This is a genomic window from Dyella tabacisoli, from assembly GCF_003350925.1.
In the GTDB taxonomy this organism is placed as follows: Bacteria; Pseudomonadota; Gammaproteobacteria; order Xanthomonadales; family Rhodanobacteraceae; genus Dyella_C; species Dyella_C tabacisoli.
The window spans coordinates 387,407-403,758 of the sequence record NZ_KZ857173.1 but is presented as its reverse complement, the minus strand read 5'-3'; the positions used below and the strand labels follow the sequence as shown (position 1 = coordinate 403,758).

The 16,352-nt window shown below is 58.4% G+C and carries 14 protein-coding genes and 6 tRNA genes; 11 read left to right on the top strand and 9 right to left on the bottom strand.

The features are described from left to right. Positions 1-251 precede the first annotated feature (251 nt). The 4 genes from DVJ77_RS01545 to DVJ77_RS01530 all read left to right on the top strand — a co-directional run bounded on the left by DVJ77_RS01545 (position 252) and on the right by DVJ77_RS01530 (position 2,685). Positions 252-524, top strand: a complete 273-nt coding sequence (locus tag DVJ77_RS01545; protein ID WP_114843696.1) for an HU family DNA-binding protein — start codon at positions 252-254, stop codon at positions 522-524. 18 nt (positions 525-542) lie between these two features. Further along, positions 543-617 (top strand) — tRNA-Val (locus tag DVJ77_RS01540). Between the two features lie 8 nt (positions 618-625). Further along, positions 626-702 (top strand) — tRNA-Asp (locus DVJ77_RS01535). A gap of 84 nt (positions 703-786) precedes the next feature. Then, positions 787-2,685, top strand: a complete 1,899-nt coding sequence (locus DVJ77_RS01530; protein WP_114843695.1) for a SurA N-terminal domain-containing protein — start codon at positions 787-789, stop codon at positions 2,683-2,685. A 64-nt stretch (positions 2,686-2,749) separates the two neighbouring features. On the opposite strand, the gene DVJ77_RS01525 is transcribed toward DVJ77_RS01530, so the two are convergent. The 3 genes from DVJ77_RS01525 to gloB all read right to left on the bottom strand — a co-directional run bounded on the left by DVJ77_RS01525 (position 2,750) and on the right by gloB (position 5,597). Beyond that, complete coding sequence (locus DVJ77_RS01525; RefSeq protein WP_114843694.1) at positions 2,750-3,532, bottom strand: enoyl-ACP reductase FabI; 783 nt, start codon at positions 3,530-3,532, stop codon at positions 2,750-2,752. A gap of 68 nt (positions 3,533-3,600) precedes the next feature. Further along, positions 3,601-4,836 (bottom strand): LysM peptidoglycan-binding domain-containing protein, encoded by a 1,236-nt coding sequence (locus DVJ77_RS01520; RefSeq protein ID WP_318530893.1) that lies wholly within the window; start codon positions 4,834-4,836, stop codon positions 3,601-3,603. Further along, positions 4,833-5,597: a hydroxyacylglutathione hydrolase gene (gloB, locus tag DVJ77_RS01515; protein WP_114844189.1), complete on the bottom strand. Its 765-nt coding sequence runs from the start codon at positions 5,595-5,597 to the stop codon at positions 4,833-4,835. The genes DVJ77_RS01520 and gloB overlap by 4 nt, the downstream gene beginning before the upstream one ends. A gap of 248 nt (positions 5,598-5,845) precedes the next feature. Here gloB and DVJ77_RS01510 point away from each other — a divergent pair, with 248 nt between their 5' ends. The 3 genes from DVJ77_RS01510 to dnaQ are packed head-to-tail and all read left to right on the top strand — an operon-like array spanning position 5,846 to position 7,734. After that, positions 5,846-6,532 (top strand): class I SAM-dependent methyltransferase, encoded by a 687-nt coding sequence (locus DVJ77_RS01510; RefSeq protein WP_114843693.1) that lies wholly within the window; start codon positions 5,846-5,848, stop codon positions 6,530-6,532. Between the two features lie 39 nt (positions 6,533-6,571). Next, positions 6,572-7,030 carry a ribonuclease HI gene (gene rnhA / locus DVJ77_RS01505; RefSeq protein WP_114843692.1) on the top strand — a complete coding sequence of 153 codons (459 nt, stop codon included), beginning with the start codon at positions 6,572-6,574 and terminating at the stop codon, positions 7,028-7,030. Beyond that, positions 7,027-7,734, top strand: coding sequence for a DNA polymerase III subunit epsilon (gene dnaQ / locus DVJ77_RS01500; protein WP_114843691.1), 708 nt, complete (start codon positions 7,027-7,029; stop codon positions 7,732-7,734). Before rnhA ends, dnaQ begins: the two co-directional genes overlap by 4 nt. A 30-nt stretch (positions 7,735-7,764) precedes the next feature. Here the strand turns inward: dnaQ and DVJ77_RS01495 are convergent, their stop codons facing one another. From DVJ77_RS01495 to ppsA, 3 genes are all read right to left on the bottom strand, one after another. After that, on the bottom strand, positions 7,765-8,481 hold the full coding sequence (locus DVJ77_RS01495) for a PP2C family protein-serine/threonine phosphatase (RefSeq protein ID WP_114843690.1): 717 nt from the start codon (positions 8,479-8,481) through the stop codon (positions 7,765-7,767). A 74-nt stretch (positions 8,482-8,555) separates the two neighbouring features. Then, positions 8,556-8,645, bottom strand: a tRNA-Ser gene (locus DVJ77_RS01490). Positions 8,646-9,094: 449 nt separating this feature from the next. Then, positions 9,095-11,482, bottom strand: coding sequence for a phosphoenolpyruvate synthase (ppsA, locus tag DVJ77_RS01485; RefSeq protein WP_114843689.1), 2,388 nt, complete (start codon positions 11,480-11,482; stop codon positions 9,095-9,097). Between the two features lie 230 nt (positions 11,483-11,712). Here ppsA and ppsR point away from each other — a divergent pair, with 230 nt between their 5' ends. Together ppsR and DVJ77_RS01475 are read left to right on the top strand one after the other, a co-directional pair. Beyond that, positions 11,713-12,528, top strand: coding sequence for a posphoenolpyruvate synthetase regulatory kinase/phosphorylase PpsR (gene ppsR, locus DVJ77_RS01480; RefSeq protein WP_114843688.1), 816 nt, complete (start codon positions 11,713-11,715; stop codon positions 12,526-12,528). Between the two features lie 39 nt (positions 12,529-12,567). Beyond that, complete coding sequence (locus tag DVJ77_RS01475; protein ID WP_114843687.1) at positions 12,568-13,041, top strand: DUF1249 domain-containing protein; 474 nt, start codon at positions 12,568-12,570, stop codon at positions 13,039-13,041. Positions 13,042-13,116: 75 nt separating this feature from the next. Here the strand turns inward: DVJ77_RS01475 and DVJ77_RS01470 are convergent. The 3 genes from DVJ77_RS01470 to DVJ77_RS01460 form a co-directional block, all read right to left on the bottom strand. Beyond that, positions 13,117-13,193 (bottom strand) — tRNA-Asp (locus DVJ77_RS01470). Positions 13,194-13,263: 70 nt separating this feature from the next. Further along, positions 13,264-13,339, bottom strand: a tRNA-Glu gene (locus tag DVJ77_RS01465). 9 nt (positions 13,340-13,348) lie between these two features. Continuing rightward, positions 13,349-13,424, bottom strand: a tRNA-Ala gene (locus DVJ77_RS01460). 168 nt (positions 13,425-13,592) lie between these two features. On the opposite strand from DVJ77_RS01460, the gene DVJ77_RS01455 reads away from it, so the two are divergent. Both DVJ77_RS01455 and DVJ77_RS01450 read left to right on the top strand, forming a co-directional pair. Then, positions 13,593-15,359 (top strand): cation:proton antiporter, encoded by a 1,767-nt coding sequence (locus DVJ77_RS01455; RefSeq protein ID WP_114843686.1) that lies wholly within the window; start codon positions 13,593-13,595, stop codon positions 15,357-15,359. Positions 15,360-15,540: 181 nt separating this feature from the next. After that, positions 15,541-16,305, top strand: a complete 765-nt coding sequence (locus DVJ77_RS01450; RefSeq protein WP_114843685.1) for an FKBP-type peptidyl-prolyl cis-trans isomerase — start codon at positions 15,541-15,543, stop codon at positions 16,303-16,305. The last annotated feature ends 47 nt before the right edge of the window (positions 16,306-16,352 follow it).

Sequence of the window (16,352 nt, the reverse complement as noted above, 5' to 3'; positions counted from 1 at the left end):
TGCGTAACGGCTCACGCTACTTAATGCAAGTGAGCAGGTTAACCTGCATGGGCCTGAAAGCCTTGGTGCAGCTTGTATTGCGGACCCTCGGGGGCACTGGTATAAAGGCGGCACCGCAATCCTAGCGCCGCTTTTAGAAGCGCAGCGATGCGGGGTCGCGAGGCGGTGCTACTGGTAACCATCATCCATGGCGGCGCTGTCTTGTCCCAACTGACTGCGCGGGCCGCATAACCGTTTAAGGGAGTGTCTCAATGAATAAAACCGATCTGATCAATGCCATCGCCGAAAAAGCCGAACTCACGAAAGCCGATGCCGGTCGTGCGCTCGAAGCTTTCTTCGAGACCGTGCAGAAGTCCCTGAAGAAGGGTGAGGATGTGTCGGTCGTTGGTTTCGGTACCTTCACTGTGCGCAAGCGCGCCGCTCGTACCGGTCGTAATCCGCGTACCAATGAAGTGATCAAGATCAAGGCTTCGAAGGTTCCGGCCTTTAAGGCTGGCAAGACCTTGAAGGATGCCCTAAACTAAGCGGCTTACGCTTAGTTTGGATGCTTAGCTCAGCGGTAGAGCGTCGCCCTTACAAGGCGAGGGTCGTAGGTTCGATCCCTACAGCATCCACCAAAAAATGCGGAGCGGTAGTTCAGTCGGTTAGAATGCTGGCCTGTCACGCCGGAGGTCGCGGGTTCGAGTCCCGTCCGCTCCGCCACAGTTCGCAAGGGCGCCCGTGTGGCGCCCTTGTTATTTTCGGTTGGCGCGTTGAGCGCCGGATAACGATCGCGAGAACACACCCATGTTGCAGGCATTGCGTAACAAGCTACACGGATGGCCGTCCATCGTCGTTCTTGGCATTTGCGTCTTTGCCGTTTCTTTTTTCGGCATTGAGTCGTATTTCATGGCGCAAACCGACACTTTTGTAGCCAAGGTCGGTAAGCACGAGATCACTCAGCAACAGTTTCAAGCTCGTTTGAACCAGCTACGCCAGCAAGCCGGTGAGCAGCAGGCAGATACGAGTATTTACGAGCGCCCTGAAATGAAGCAACGCGTGCTCGACTCGATGATCGACCAGCAATTGCTGCTCAAGGCCAATGATGATTTGGGCATGAAGGTGTCCGATCTGGCTATTCGCGACACCATCGCCTCGATTCCTGGTTTCCAGGTCAGTGGGCAGTTCGACTTGAACACGTATCGTGCGGCCCTTGCCACGCAAGGCAAGACGCCGGCGATGTTTGAGAATGACGTGCGCTCCGAACTGGCGATTCAGTTGCTGCCAGAAGCATTGATCGGCAGCACCATCGTTACCGATGCAGACATGGATCGTTTTCTTAATTTGCGCTTGCAGCGCCGTGATCTGCGCTTTGCCATGTTGCCGCGCCCGGCGCTTACCGATAGCAATGTTACCGACGCGCAGATCGATGCGTTCTATAAAGAACACCAAGCCGACTTCATGAGTCCCGAGCAGGTCGCGGTGAAGTATCTTGAGGTGAATGGCGCCGACCTGAAAGTTGACACGCAGCCCGCCGACGACGAGTTGAAGAAACGCTACGAGGCGGAGAAGCAGCGTTTTGCGCAACCCGAGCAGCGGCTGGTTTCGCATATTCTTATCAATGTGCCGAAGAACGCTACGCCGGAGCAGCAGAAGGCGGCCTTGACTAAGGCCGAGAAGGTCGCAGCCGAGGCGAATGAGGGTAACTTCGCCAAGCTGGCCGAACAGGACTCGGACGACCTGGGTTCCAAGCGTCAGGGCGGTGACCTGGGTTGGCTGGAAAAGGGCGTGGCCAATCAGGCTTTCGATGAGGCGCTTTTCGCGTTGCAGAAGGGGCAGGTATCCAAGCCCGTGCTGTCGCCTGACGAGGGTTATCACATCCTCTGGTTGCGTGACGTGCGCAGCGGCCAGGCTAAGCCCTTTGAGGAAGTACGCGAGCAGATCGCCAAAGAGGTTGCCGCTACCGAGCATGACCGCGTGTACAACGATGTCGCCGGCAAGCTGGCTGACAAGACTTATCAGAATCCGTCTTCGCTCGAATCCGCCGCGCAAGAATTGAAACTGCCGATCAAGTCGACAGAGCTGTTTTCCCGCCAGGGCGGGGAAGGTATTGCGGCCAACCCCAAAGTAGCTGCGGCTGCGTTCTCCGATGAGGTGCTGGCGCAGGGCAATAATTCGAGCCTGATCGATCTTGGCTCCAATCATGCAGTGGTGATTCACGTCGACAAGCACGTGCCTACCGCAGCGCGTCCGCTGGCTCAGGTGCGGGACTCGATTCGCCAGAAGATTCTCGACGACCGCGTAGCTGTCGCCGCAAAGCAGCGAGCCGATGATCTACTGGCCAAGCTGGTCAAAGGCGAGGACATGAAAGCCGTCGTCGCTTCGATGGGCGCCAATGTCCAAAGCGTGAACGAGGCGACTCGTATTCAGCAGGCATTGCCGGCGGAATTGCTTGAGAAGGCTTTCCTGCTGCCGCACCCGGCGGCAGCCAAGTCGCAGTACGCTGTGGTGGCGACGCGCGATGGCAATTACGCACTATTGGCTGTGGACAAAGTGCAGGACGGTGATTTGTCGAAGATCACGCCTGCCGAGCGAGACAGGCTGCGTAGTGACATGGCGCAGGCCTATGGCACCCTGGCGACACATGAGTACATCAACTCGCTGAAGGCCAATACTACGATCAAGATTGCAAAAGATCGTTTGTAAGCCGGTCTTGGATCAACATTAAAAAGCGGTCAATGGCCGCTTTTTTTTGGGATTCTTTCAAGCCTCAGATACCGGTCATTCCGAGGATGTTATAGCCGGCATCGACATAGGTGATTTCACCGGTGATCCCCGAGGCGAGATCAGAACAGAGGAAGGCGCCCACATTGCCGACTTCGTCAATGGTGACACTGCGGCGCAGCGGTGCATTTTCATCGACGTGATCGAGCATATTGCGAAAATTCGCAATACCGGCAGCGGCCAAAGTCTTGATCGGGCCGGCCGAGATCGCATTCACGCGGGTGCCCTCCGGTCCAAGATTGAAGGCCAGATAACGTACGTTGGCTTCGAGGCTGGCTTTGGCCAGGCCCATCACGTTGTAGTTGCTCAACGCACGCTCTGCACCGATATAGGTGAGGGTCAGGATGGCGCCGCCACGGCCTGCCATCAGCGGCCGTCCGGCTTTGGCCAGTGCAGCCAGGCTGTAGCTGGAGATGTCGTGAGCGATGCTGAAACTCTCACGTGTCAGGTTATCCAGGTATTGGCCCTGAAGCGCCTCGCGCGGCGCGAAACCGACCGAATGCACGAGGATGTCGAAGCCATCCCAGTGTTTACCTAGCTCGGCAAACATCGTATCGATCTGCGCATCTTCGGCGACATCACATGGCAGCACGATGTTTGAGCCGAAGCTGTTCGCGGCTTCCTCGACCCGATCTTTGAGGCGATCGTTCTGATAGGTGAAGGCAAGTTGCGCGCCTTCACGATGCATGGCGTTGGCGATGCCCCAGGCGATCGAGCGCTGGCTGGCAATGCCGACAATAAGGGCGCGCTTACCGTGCAGGAATCCCATGCGTCCTCCGAAGGCAGAAACGCGCCTGAACGGCGCAGCCATGCGAGTTTAGCAGCCGCAAAACCAGCTCAGCTCGATTCACTCACCTTCAATACTTGCCCAAGCTTGAGCTTTTGGCTGCGAAGGTTGTTCCAGCGCTCCAGTTGCTTGATGTCTACCGAATACTGATGAGCGATATTCCACAGGCTTTCACCGGACTTGACGGTGTGAGTCTTGCTTTTGTTCTTGCTCTTGCCCTGGTGTGCGGCTGTCGACGGTGAAGACGAGTCGTCCTGATTCGTAGCTGGTGAGGACAAGGCTAATAGCGAGGTTTGCTGCTCGTCAGCGTTGTTGCTCGATGGTTGCGATGAGGCCAGGCGAAATTTCTCTGCCTTGCTGTTGGGCAGCAAGAGGTATGCCGCCGCTTGTGTATCGACAAAGCCATTGCGGAACCCGGCATTGAGGTTTTTTATTTCATCGACGGACATGCCTGCGTGATTGGCGGCTTGGGCGATCGGCATGGACCGACCGACGTCGACCGAGACCAGGCGCTGCTCCGAAGGCAGTGAGGGCAGGGTCACGTGAAAGCGATCGGGTTCGCGCACCACGCAAGCCATTGCCAAGAGCTTGATCAGGTGCTCCCGAGTGATGCGTTTTACCGGCAGGCGCGGTATGGCGGGTTCGTTGGCCGGCATACCGTGTTGCTCGACCATCTTGCGTATGCCGAACTCACCGGCGTTATAGGCAAAGTCGGCCAGACGCCAATCTTGCAGATCATCGTGATAACGACGCAACAACGTCATCACGGCATCGGTAGCGGCAGGCATATCCAGACGGCCGTCATAGCGCTTGTCAACGCGCATGCCCATGGCATTGGCAGTGACTGGCATGATTTGCCACATGCCGGCAGGGTTGTTCTTGCTGCCCGGAATCGGGCGGTAATGACTCTCGACCCAGGGCAGCAGCACAAACTCACCGGCCACGCCGTGTTTGGCCGCAATCTGTTGAACATAAGCCAGGTGCGGCAAGATTTCGCGAACCTGCGTTTCGAAGCGTTCTGGATTTGCGGTGTAGCGTTGCGCCGATTCGATAATGGCTGGATCGGCATCGCAGTCGTTCATAGCGAAACTGCTACGCAGTTGTTCCCAGACGTCCGATGCAGGCTCCGGCTTTGCGGGGCCACCCACGCTGTGATCAATGTCCGTGATGGTGGACTGCGGCGGCTGCACGGTCGGTGCATGGGGCGATTGAGTTGGGGTGCTGGCACACGCAGCCAATAGCATCGACAAAGCCAGGGGCAGGGGGCGTAGATATCGGCTTTTCATTCGCGGAATACATCCTTGGCTGCGCGCAGGGCCGCAAAGCGGCTGACGCGGTCATCGGTAGCGCCGTGTTGCCTGCACCAGGCGATGACGGCGTCGTGGTCGATGCGTAGAAAAGGGTTGCTGGCCCGCTCGTCAGCGATAGATACCGGCAGACTGGGGCGGTTTTGCGCGCGTAACGCGGCTACCTGTTGCAGGCGAGTAGCCAAGTCTCGATTATGCGGTTCAATCGTTCGGGCAAAGCGGCCATTGGCAGCGGTGTATTCATGGCCACAACACACCTGCGTGTCTGGCGGTAGCACGGAAAGGCGATCCAGCGCGCTCAGCATTTGAGCCGGCGTGCCTTCAAAGAGTCGTCCGCAGCCCAGGCTGAACAGGGTGTCGCCGCAGAGCAGGAGGCCTTCACCGACATAGGCGATATGACTGCGTGTGTGACCCGGTATGGCCATGACACGAAAATGTGCGGCCGGCGCATCGAGTGTAATTTGATCGCCTTCACCGACGTGCTGAGTGGCCTGCGCGATGCGCTCGTCGTTGGGTGCGAATACGGGTACGTGATGGCGTGCGCGCAAAGCCGTTGCGCCATCAATGTGATCGTTATGGTGATGGGTCAGCAGGATCGCCCGCAGCGTTAGCTTGTGCTGGGTGAGCGCGGCCTCGACGGGCGCGTCTTCGCTGGGATCGACCACGATCGCTTGGCCGGCGTCGTCGTACAGCATCCAGATGTAATTGTCGGCGAGCGCCGGTAACGGTACGACGTGCAAGGAAGGCTCCGCTGCGGTTTCGTATCGACTGGCGCAGGCATCCGGCTTGCGCAAGGCGCTCGACTATAAAGCCGTCATGTCACGTGCTCGTTAGGGCGATGTTAATTGGCGAACTTGCCATTCAGGCAGAGATAAATCGGAGACCTCTATCACTTTTAACATTTGCCCACGCGAGCGATAGCTTCTGTGGCGCGATTGCCACTGGCTGCCAGTACACTGTGTCGCTGGTACCGACAGGCCGTCGACGCATGTCTCAGCGCGACAATGACATCTATGCAAGTGCATCGCTGCGCGGCCTCTTGGCCGAGGAGACGGCCGCACTTTCTTCCGATTTGCTCCGTTGTGCCGGCACCCATGCGCTATGGCTTACCGCTGTAAAGCGCGATACGCCACCCGTGCTGCCCTTACTCGGTTGCTGGGCACAGTTGAGGCTCGCGGCGGAACATTACGAGGGTGATCTGTACGCTCGCGCAGACGAGCTGCTGCCTTTTATTGACGATGCCTTCGATCTGGTACTGCTGCGCCACGCACTTGAGGTGGCGCCTACCGCGCAATCCTTGCTGCAGGAAGCCATTCGCGTTTTGGCGCCGGGCGGCATGCTCGTCATTACGGGCATTCATCCGTTAAGCGGTTGGATGCCATGGGTCTACTGGCACGGGCGCGGTCAAGCATCCTCACCAAAGTCCCCGCTGAAGGTCGAGCGTTGGTTGCGTCGTGCCGAGTTGGATATTGAGAGAGTGCAGCGGGTTGGGCGCTGCTGGCCGAGTGCCGAGACCACTTTGCAAGGCGAGCATGTGTTGGGCGGCGGCTATGTACTGATAGCGCGTAAGCGTCGCCGTATGGCCATGCCGATACGTTTGCGGCCCAAGGCGGTGTCGACACGCGTACATGCGGGGCTGGCTCCGGGTACGCGTCGTAGCACGGTTGGTGAATGATTAGATCAAATGAGTCAGGTCCGATGAATGTGAGTAACGATGATTGATGTAGAAGCTTTTACCGATGGTGCTTGCCTGGGCAACCCGGGGCCGGGTGGTTGGGCGGCGTTGTTGCGGGCTAAGGACAGTGAACGGATGCTTGCTGGTGGCGAACCGGATAGCACGAACAACCGTATGGAGCTCATGGCAGCCATTGCTGCGCTGGAAGCGTTAACACGACCGTGCAAGGTCGCGCTGACGACCGACTCGAAATACGTGATGCAGGGCATTGAGCAATGGGTGCCTAAGTGGCGCCTCAATGGATGGCTCACTGCGGATAAAAAGCCGGTGAAGAATCAGGATCTATGGCAGCGCCTGGCCGCTGCGGTTGCCGGACATCAAGTGAAATGGCATTGGGTGCGGGGCCATAACGGCCATGCCGAGAACGAGCGTGTCGACCAGGCGGCTCGCGAACAGGCTGAACGCTACCGGGACCAGGCTCTGAGAGGTGCGGCGTGAGGCAGATCGTTCTTGATACCGAAACCACTGGCTTGGAAGTTCGTCAGGGACATCGCCTGATCGAGATCGCCTGTGTCGAGATGATCGAGCGCCGGCCGAGCGGACGTCACTATCAGACGTATCTCAATCCCGATCGCGCAATCGATGAAGGTGCCAAACAGGTCACCGGTATCGAAGACGAGTTTTTGCTCGACAAGCCGCATTTCGTCGATGTCGTGGAAGAGTTTCTCGCCTTTATCGATGGCGCGGAACTCATCATTCATAACGCCAAGTTCGACGTCGGCTTCCTCGATGCCGAGCTGGCTCGCGCTGGCGAGCATTACGGCCGTATCAGCGATCGTTGCCCTGTACTCGATACGTTGGTGATGGCGCGCGAGCGTTATCCAGGGCAGCGCAACAGTCTGGATGCGCTGTGTAAGCGCTTGGGCGTAGACAATTCGGCGCGCGATTTACACGGCGGTTTGATCGACGCCCAGTTGCTTGCCGAAGTCTATTTATCGATGACTTCGGGTCAGGTCGTGTTGGATCTGGGTTTCGAGGGTGCCATTGAACAAAATGCGACGACGATTGCCATACCGCTGGTACTGGATCGCCGCCCGCTAGTGCGTTACGCCGATGGCGATGAGTTGGCCGCTCATGAGCGGCGCCTGGATGCGCTGGACAAAAGCGCTGCTGGCAGCAGCGTGTGGCGTCGTCAAAACTAAGCGCCCCACTTTAATTTGCAGGGAAGGGGCTTAATCGACGCGCGCGAGAATCGCCGTGATGTTATCGCTGCCGCCGCCATCAAGTGCGGCGAGCAGCAGATGATCGACGCACTCTTGTGCGGCTAAGTCATGACGTTCAACGATGCGGGAAATGGCGTTGTCGCTCACTTCCTCAGTGAGTCCGTCGCTGCATAGCAGAAAGCACATGCCGGGCTGCAGGCGGCCACGGGCCATGCCGATATGCAACTGCGCCGTTGCCGTAATACCCAATGCCTGGGTAATGACATTGCGTTGGGGATGGTATGCGGCCTGAGTGGGGTCCAGCGTGCCCGCGCTGACCAGCTCTTGCACCAACGAATGGTCGTGGCTGATTTGCCGCAGCCCGTTCTGCCACAGGTACACCCGGCTGTCGCCCACCCAGGCCACTTCGTAGCTGTTCGCATCGAGCCGCAAGGCGGCAATCGTCGTACCCATCGGTAGCGCATGGTTGCCAACGCGAGTCTGCTGCAGGCGGGCTTGTTGAATCAGTCGTTCGTCGGCACCGCGTACCGCTTCGACCAGGCTATGGCCGCGAATGACCAGGTCTGCCATTGCATCGCGCACGAGAGCGGAGGCGACTTCTCCATGTTGATGCCCACCCATGCCATCGGCGACCAGAAACAGGCCGAGCGTTGCGTCGGCGTAGTAAGTGTCTTCATTGCGCGTACGGCGCAAGCCGACGTGGGTTCCGTGTCCAAACTCGATCATGGGATGCCAGAAAAGCGTGTGCGCGCAGGATGCCAGAAATACAAAAGCCCCGCATGACTGCAGGGCTTTGTATTTGGCGGAGAGGGTGGGATTCGAACCCACGGTACGCTTACACGTACGCCTGATTTCGAGTCAGGTACATTCGACCACTCTGCCACCTCTCCAAAGGGGTACACACGGTGGTCCGCGCGAGCCGGAAATAATACGCGGCCGAGACGATCCTGACAACTGTTTAGCCGTGAATCGTTTGGCCGGGTATAGAGCTACCTTGGATCCAGCGCCGCGCCAAACCGATCCGCACGTGGCAAATAGTGCTTCTCGGGATAGAAGGAGTGCGACGTGTCGTGCGCGGCCGGTGATTTCTCGGCGCGAGAAAAAGCCCAGATAGCGCGAGCCATGGTGTCGTCGCGGTTGTCACCGAGCAATAAATACTGCGCTGCCGGTACTTTTACCGGACCAAAGTCGCGCGCAGGGCTGGTTGATTGAGCGACAGGCGTACTCGGTGATAGTTTTCGATGGCATAGCGTGCAGGGCTTAGAGCCTGTTCGGTGTTGCACAAAAACAAATGGGGCGGTGTTGCCACCGCCCCATGGGGTCCTGCTAGCCGGATGACTCAGCCGGCTTTTTTCTTGGCAAGTCGCAGCCAGGTATCGACTACGGTATCGGGGTTGAGAGAAACCGATTCGATACCTTGATCCATCAGCCATTCGGCCAGATCGGGATGATCGGAGGGGCCTTGGCCGCAGATGCCGACGTATTTGCCTTTTTCGCGAGCGGTCTGAATCGCCATGGCCAGCAGCTTTTTCACGGCGGGATCACGCTCATCGAACAAATTGGCGACGATGCTTGAGTCGCGATCCAGGCCCAGGGTGAGCTGGGTAAGATCGTTGGAGCCAATCGAGAAACCGTCGAAGATTTCCAGGAACTCGGCGGCAAGCAGTGCATTGGACGGTACTTCGCACATCATGATGATCTTCAGTGCTTGCTCGCCTTGCGCACTGGCGCCTTGTACGAGGCCATTCTTGGCCAGCACCTCGATCACTTTGCGGCCTTCGCCTAGCGTGCGTACGAACGGGATCATCACCCACACGTTATCCAGGCCCATGCTTTCGCGCACTTTCTTCACCGCCTTGCATTCCAGTGCGAAGGCTTCGGCGAAACCCGAATCGACATAACGGCTTGCGCCGCGATAGCCGATCATCGGGTTTTCTTCGTGCGGCTCATAGCGAGCTCCGCCGATCAAGTTGGCGTACTCGTTCGACTTAAAGTCAGACAGGCGCACGATGACCGTTTTCGGGTAGACCGAGGCGGCGATAGTGGCGACGCCTTCGGCCAGGCGATCGACGTAGAAGCTCACGGGGTCGGCGTAGCCGGCCATGCGCTCGTCGATCTTGGCCTTGGTCTCGGCATCTTGTTTGCCATATTCCAGCAATGCCTTGGGATGGACGCCGATGTGGCTGGCGATAATCATTTCCAGGCGAGCCAAGCCGATACCGGCATTGGGCAGCATGCCGAAATCGAATGCGCGCTCCGGGTTGGCCACGTTCATCATGATTTTCAGCGGCGCTTCGGGCATGTCGCCGAGGTCCGCGGTAACGCGATCGAATTTGAGCTGACCTTCGTAAATGGTGCCGGTGTCGCCTTCGGCGCACGACACGGTGATTTCGGCGCCATCGGGAATCAAGCTCAGCGCGTTACCGGTGCCGACGACGGCGGGAACGCCCAATTCGCGTGCAATGATCGCGGCATGGCAAGTACGGCCGCCTCGGTTGGTAACGATGGCCGCCGCGCGCTTCATTACCGGCTCCCAGTCGGGATCGGTCATATCGGCGATCAATACGTCGCCGGGCTGCACCTTGCTCATATCGGCCATGCTGCGCACGACGCGTGCCTTGCCGGAGCCGATCTTCTGGCCGATGGCACGACCTTCGGCCAGCACCTTGCCGCGCTCAAGAAGATGGAAGCGCTCAAGCTGTGTCGTGTGCGCACGCGACTTCACAGTTTCTGGACGGGCCTGCACGATGTAGAGCTTGCCGGTGTTGCCGTCCTTCGCCCACTCGATGTCCATCGGGCGACCGTAGTGCTGCTCGATAATGAGCGCCTGGCGCGAAAGCTCTTCTACGTCCGCATCGGTGACACAGAAGCGGTTGCGCATGTCGACCGGCGTGTCCTCGACTTTTACACGTTCGCCCGGTGCGCTGGAGTAGGTCATGCGCAGTTGCTTGGCGCCAAGCTGGCGGCGCAGCACCGCAGGCTTTCCTTGCTTGAGAGTGGGCTTGAAGACGTAGAACTCATCAGGATTGACCGCGCCTTGCACGACCATCTCGCCAAGGCCATAGCTGCCGGTGACGAACACGACATCGCGGAAACCCGACTCGGTGTCCAGCGTAAACAATACGCCGGAGGCGCCCACGTCGGAGCGCACCATCAATTGCACGCCGGCGGACAGGAATACGTCTTCGTGCTTGAAGCCCTGGTGCACGCGATAAGCGATGGCGCGATCGTTGTATAGCGAGGCGAAGACCTCCTTCACCTTATGCAGCACGTCGTCGATGCCGACCACGTTGAGAAAGGTTTCCTGCTGGCCGGCGAAAGAAGCGTCAGGCAGGTCTTCGGCGGTGGCGGAGGAGCGCACGGCGACGGCGATGTTCTCGGCGCCGGCGTCTTTGCACAGTTTGATGTAGGCGTCGCGGATGGCGTTATCGAGTTCGCTTGGCAGCGGGGTTTCGGTAACCCATTCACGGATTTCCTTACCGGCCGCAATCAGCGCTTCGACATCGTCTACGTTGAGATCGGCAAGGCGGGCCTGAATGCGCTTGGCTACGCCACTTTTGTCCAGGTACTGCGCAAACGCGTCAGCGGTGGTGGCGAAGCCGCCAGGCACCGACACGCCAAGCTTTGCCAGATTGCCAATCATCTCGCCAAGCGACGCATTCTTACCGCCTACCTTACCCAGGTCAGTCATGCGCAGCGTGTCGAGCCAAAGCACCAGTTCGTTCAAGGGGGTCTCCTCAAGAGCTCTATAGGGGGTGGGCGGATGAGTGGCGGCCAAGCAAACCGAGCCGCAAAGGACTGGTATTGTCCGCTGCCTATGGTGCGCGGCACAAGAAGACCATTGCAGATAACGGCCACGCCAACTGCATACCAGTCAGGCCAGAGTCAAGCAAAGACAGGCTTATGCGCTTGCGCTAAGGTGCCGCACAAGCCGCCACTGCCTTTTCGGATAACCCCATGCAGCGAACCGTTTTTTTTATCTCTGATTCCACTGGTATTACGGCGGAGACGATAGGCAACAGCATTTTGGCCCAGTTTGAAGGGGTCCAGTTCGATAAGCATCGGTTACCCTTTATCGATGACGCGAAGAAGGCCGAGGCCGCCGCGTTGCGGATCAAGACGCGTTTTGCGCAGAGCGGGGACCGTCCGATCGTGGTCAATACCATGGCCGATCGCTCGTTATGCGAGATTGTTGCAGGCAGTGGGGCTTTGATGCTCGATGTATTCGCGCCCTTTATCGGCCCTTTGGAGGACGAGCTGGGCACTAAGCACTCCGGTGCAGTGAACCGCTCGCACGGCCTGGTCGATTTCGAAAAGTATGAGGCGCGCATCAACGCGACTAATTACGCGCTATCCCACGATGACGGCATCGATGTGGACTACGCCAAGGCAGACCTGATCCTCGTCGGTGTGTCGCGCTCGGGCAAAACGCCGACTTGCCTGTATATGGCCTTGCATTACGGGGTCAGCGCCGCCAATTACCCGCTGACGGACGATGATCTCGATAAGCTGGAGCTGCCGGCGCGTCTGCGGCCTTACAAAGACCGCCTGTTCGGCCTCACTATTGACCCGCAGCGGTTGGCGCAGATTCGCGAGCAGCGACGGGCTAACAGTCGCTATGCGACCCTGCAGCAATGCCGTTGGGAGCTGGAACAGGCCGAGAAACTGATGCGTCGCGAGAGCATTCCATGTCTCAACACGACGCATGTATCGATCGAGGAAATCGCCAGCAAGATCTTTGACCGCTTCGGCATCGAGCGGACCATGTTCTGATTGCCACGTTTTCACTGCCACGAGGAATCTGTGCCATCTATGAGCGCCGTACTGGACAACCGTAACGCCTTACTGCCCAGTCGCTTCGGTTTTCTGATGGGCTTGTATGCGGAGAATTATCACCGGCTGGCGAAGCTATTCGCGCCGCAGACGTTGGCGCCGGGGCGCTACCGTTCCGTGGTGGACGATGGCCTCAATGTGCGTCTCCAGGTACAGGAGCGTCATCCGTACACACTGGAGCTTGAGCTCACCTACGACTTTGTCGATGCGCAGACGGGGCAGCCGTCACCCTCGGCGCAGTTGCGCATGTACACCGATGCGCATGTTGCCGAGGCCTTGCATTGCCACCCTGGGCGGCATTTATGGCAGGTGCTGGGGCCGTTTCCACCCGCGCATACCGTGTTTCAGCATCGCCTGCGCATGAACGGTTTTCTTTCGCGCTGGCTGGAGTATCTGGCCGAGCAGGGGCATTCCATCGGTACATTGGAGCGTGAGCCCGATACCTTGGCGTAAAACGCGCCTGCATGCGAAATCGCGATGACAAATCGCGGACAACAAAAAACCCGCGCTAGGCGGGCTTTCCGTTAGTGGCGGAGCGGACGGGACTCGAACCCGCGACCTCCGGCGTGACAGGCCAGCATTCTAACCGACTGAACTACCGCTCCACATTTTTTTCCAGCTATTGCTATCGAATCATTCCAAATACGCTTGCCTTGTTGCCTCGGCAGTTGAATTTGGCGTCCCCACGGGGATTCGAACCCCGGTCGCTACCGTGAAAGGGTAATGTCCTAGGCCTCTAGACGATGGGGACGTATTTTAATGGTGGAGCCAGGCGGGATCGAACCGCCGACCTCCTGCATGCCATGCAGGCGCTCTCCCAGCTGAGCTATGGCCCCGCCTGCTGGAAGTCCGAAAGAATAAGAGGGGATCGTTATTTCGTCAAGCATTCGTGACAAAAATTTTTCACAAAGGTGGTGCAGTGCGCGGGCTGTTGACGATCTGAATGTCTGCTTACGCGCATAAGTGACTGTTAGTCTTGCATTGCACCCACGTTGGAATGCCTTATGCACGAGCTGCAATTTATCCAGGACCTTGCCACGGTGATGCTGGTTGCAGGTCTGACCACGGTGATTTTTCAGCGTTTGCGACAGCCGGTGGTCCTGGGCTACATCATCGCCGGCGTGCTGGTGGGGCCGTACACGCTGCCGGTAGTGTTCATTCATAACGAGCTGACTATCCGTACCTTGTCCGAACTGGGCATGATTTTGCTGTTGTTCGCGCTGGGCCTGGAGTTCAGCCTGAAGAAATTGCGCGAAGTGGGTGGGGCAGCGTTGGTGGCCGCCGTATGTGAAATCGTGCTGATGCTGTGGATCGGCTACGAGATCGGCCGTTTCTTTGGCTGGAGCGCCATGGATGCGTTGTTCCTTGGCGCGATGCTGTCGATCTCTTCGACCACCATCATTCTCAAGGCCTTGAGTGATTTGAACCTCAAGCGAGAGCGTTTTGCGCAGGTCATGTTCGGCATCCTGATTATCGAAGATGTGCTGGCAATTGTGCTGATGGCGTTGCTGACCGGCATCGCCAGCACCGGTGATCTTGAGGCTGGCGAAGCGATGACGGTGATTGGCCGGCTCACGCTGTTTATGGCGGTGTCGATGGTGGTCGGGCTATTGCTGGTGCCGCGGGTCGTCGACTACATCGCCCGAGTCAGTCGTGACGATGTGCTGTTGGTGGCTGTGCTTGGGCTGTGTTTCGGTTTTTGCCTGCTGGTTACCGACATGGGTTACAGCATGGCCTTGGGCGCATTCATGATTGGTGCGATCGTCGGCGAGTCGGCCAGCGTCAAGCGTATCGAGCGGATTATTGGGCCGCTCCGCGACATGTTCAGCGCCGTATTTTTTGTGTCCATCGGCATGCTGATCGACCCGAGCGTACTGATTCAATACGCCTGGCCGATCACGGTAGTGACGATCGCAGTCGTGTTGGGCAAGGTGGTGACATGCAGCTTTGGCATCTTTGTCGCCGGTAATGACGGGCGTACCTCGCTACGCGCAGGGATGGGCCTGGCCCAGATCGGCGAATTCTCTTTCGTGATCGCCTCGCTTGGCCTGAGCTTGAAAGTAACCAGCAGCTTTCTTTATCCCGTAGCGGTAGCGGTGTCGGCCATCACCACTTTCCTGACCCCGTATTTGATCCGGTCCGCCGATCCGCTCGCTGGTGTGTTGGCGCGCCGCTTGCCGAGTGGGCTTACCGGCACGCTTACGGCCTATACGGAGTGGATGGGCAGTATCAGTTTCAAGGGGCAGGGCGCAGTCATCATGAAGATGATTCGCCGCCTGGTCTGGCACGTCATCGTCAACATGATGTTGGTGGTCGCGGTCTTTCTTATCATGGCTTACGTCTATCGCCGTGGTTTCTTCCGCTGGGATGTGCTGGATGGGCACCCACTGATTTCGCGTAGTTTGGCCTGGTCGCTGGCTGCGTTGTTTTCGCTGCCGATGATCGTGGCGGCTTATCGCAAAGCGGCTGCTCTGGGCATGTTATTGGCCGAGTTGAGTATCCCCGAGCGAATCGGTGGTTCACATAACGTTCGCATTCGCGGGGTGCTGGCACGGATTATTCCGTTGGCGGCGATGGCGGTTTTGGGCTTGCTGGTGGCTGCGCTGGCCTCGACCATCCTGCCGCCGCGAGAGGTCGCGGTGGTGCTGGTATTGATCGGATTAGTGCTGACATGGCTGCTGTGGCGGGTGCTGGTGCAGGTGCATGCACGGCTTCAAGCAGCATTACGAGACACCTTGGAAAAGGTCGAGCACCCGGACAGCCCGCATTGATTTAGCGGGGAAATCGTAAAAATCAACGATTCTCGATTTCGTCACGAACCTTTGCTATGAGTTAGTGGTCGTAACGCTTGCTCGTTGCTAAGACAGGAAAGGCGCCGCACAATGCGCGTGCTGCCTCCATCGGGGAGGCCCGTCCGGTGGCACCGGGACATTCAATATGAGGGAGTTTCACATGAAGCATTTTCTGCGTCCCACGCTGACGGCGGCCGCATTGGCTGTTGCGCTGGGTATGACCGCTGGCGTACACGCTCAGGCTGCTAAGACCGCCGCGGCAGGTACGGTTGATAAGAACAAGGCCAGCTACGTTGTTGGTTGGGACTTGGCCAGCTCGTTGCCGCCGATCGTGCGCGATGAAGTGGATCCGGCCATTGTCGGTAAGGCAGTGCAGTCCGCGCTCTCCGGTCAAAAGCCGACCATGAGCGAGGCCGAGTACAAGTCCACCAAAGAAGCTTTCGTGACCCAGTTGCAGGCCAAGGCCAAGGCTGAGTACACCCAGGTCTCCAGCAAGAACAAGAGCGAAGGCGATGCCTTCCTGGCCAAGAACAAGTCCGTGTCGGGCGTGAAGACCACCGCTTCGGGTCTGCAGTACCAGGTACTCAGTCAGGGTTCGGGCGCACGTCCGGGTCCGAACGACACCGTGCAGATCAACTACGTCGGTAGCTTCGTCAATGGCGAAGAGTTCGACAATTCGTCGAAACACGAAGGTGGTGGTCCGGCTTCGATCCCGCTCGCTGGCGTGATCCCGGGTTTCCGTGAAGGCCTGCAGTTGATGCAGACCGGTGGTCACTACAAGCTGGTGATTCCGTCGAACATCGCCTACGGCGCACAGCCGCAGAACGGTTTCCCGCCGAATGCCACGATCATTTTTGACGTGACCTTGGTCAAGACCGGCCCGACGCCGGCTGGCGATCAGGCTGCTCCTGGCGCCGGCAAATAAGCCAGACTGACTTAAAACAGGCTGGTTTTACGGTATAGCAACGGGGC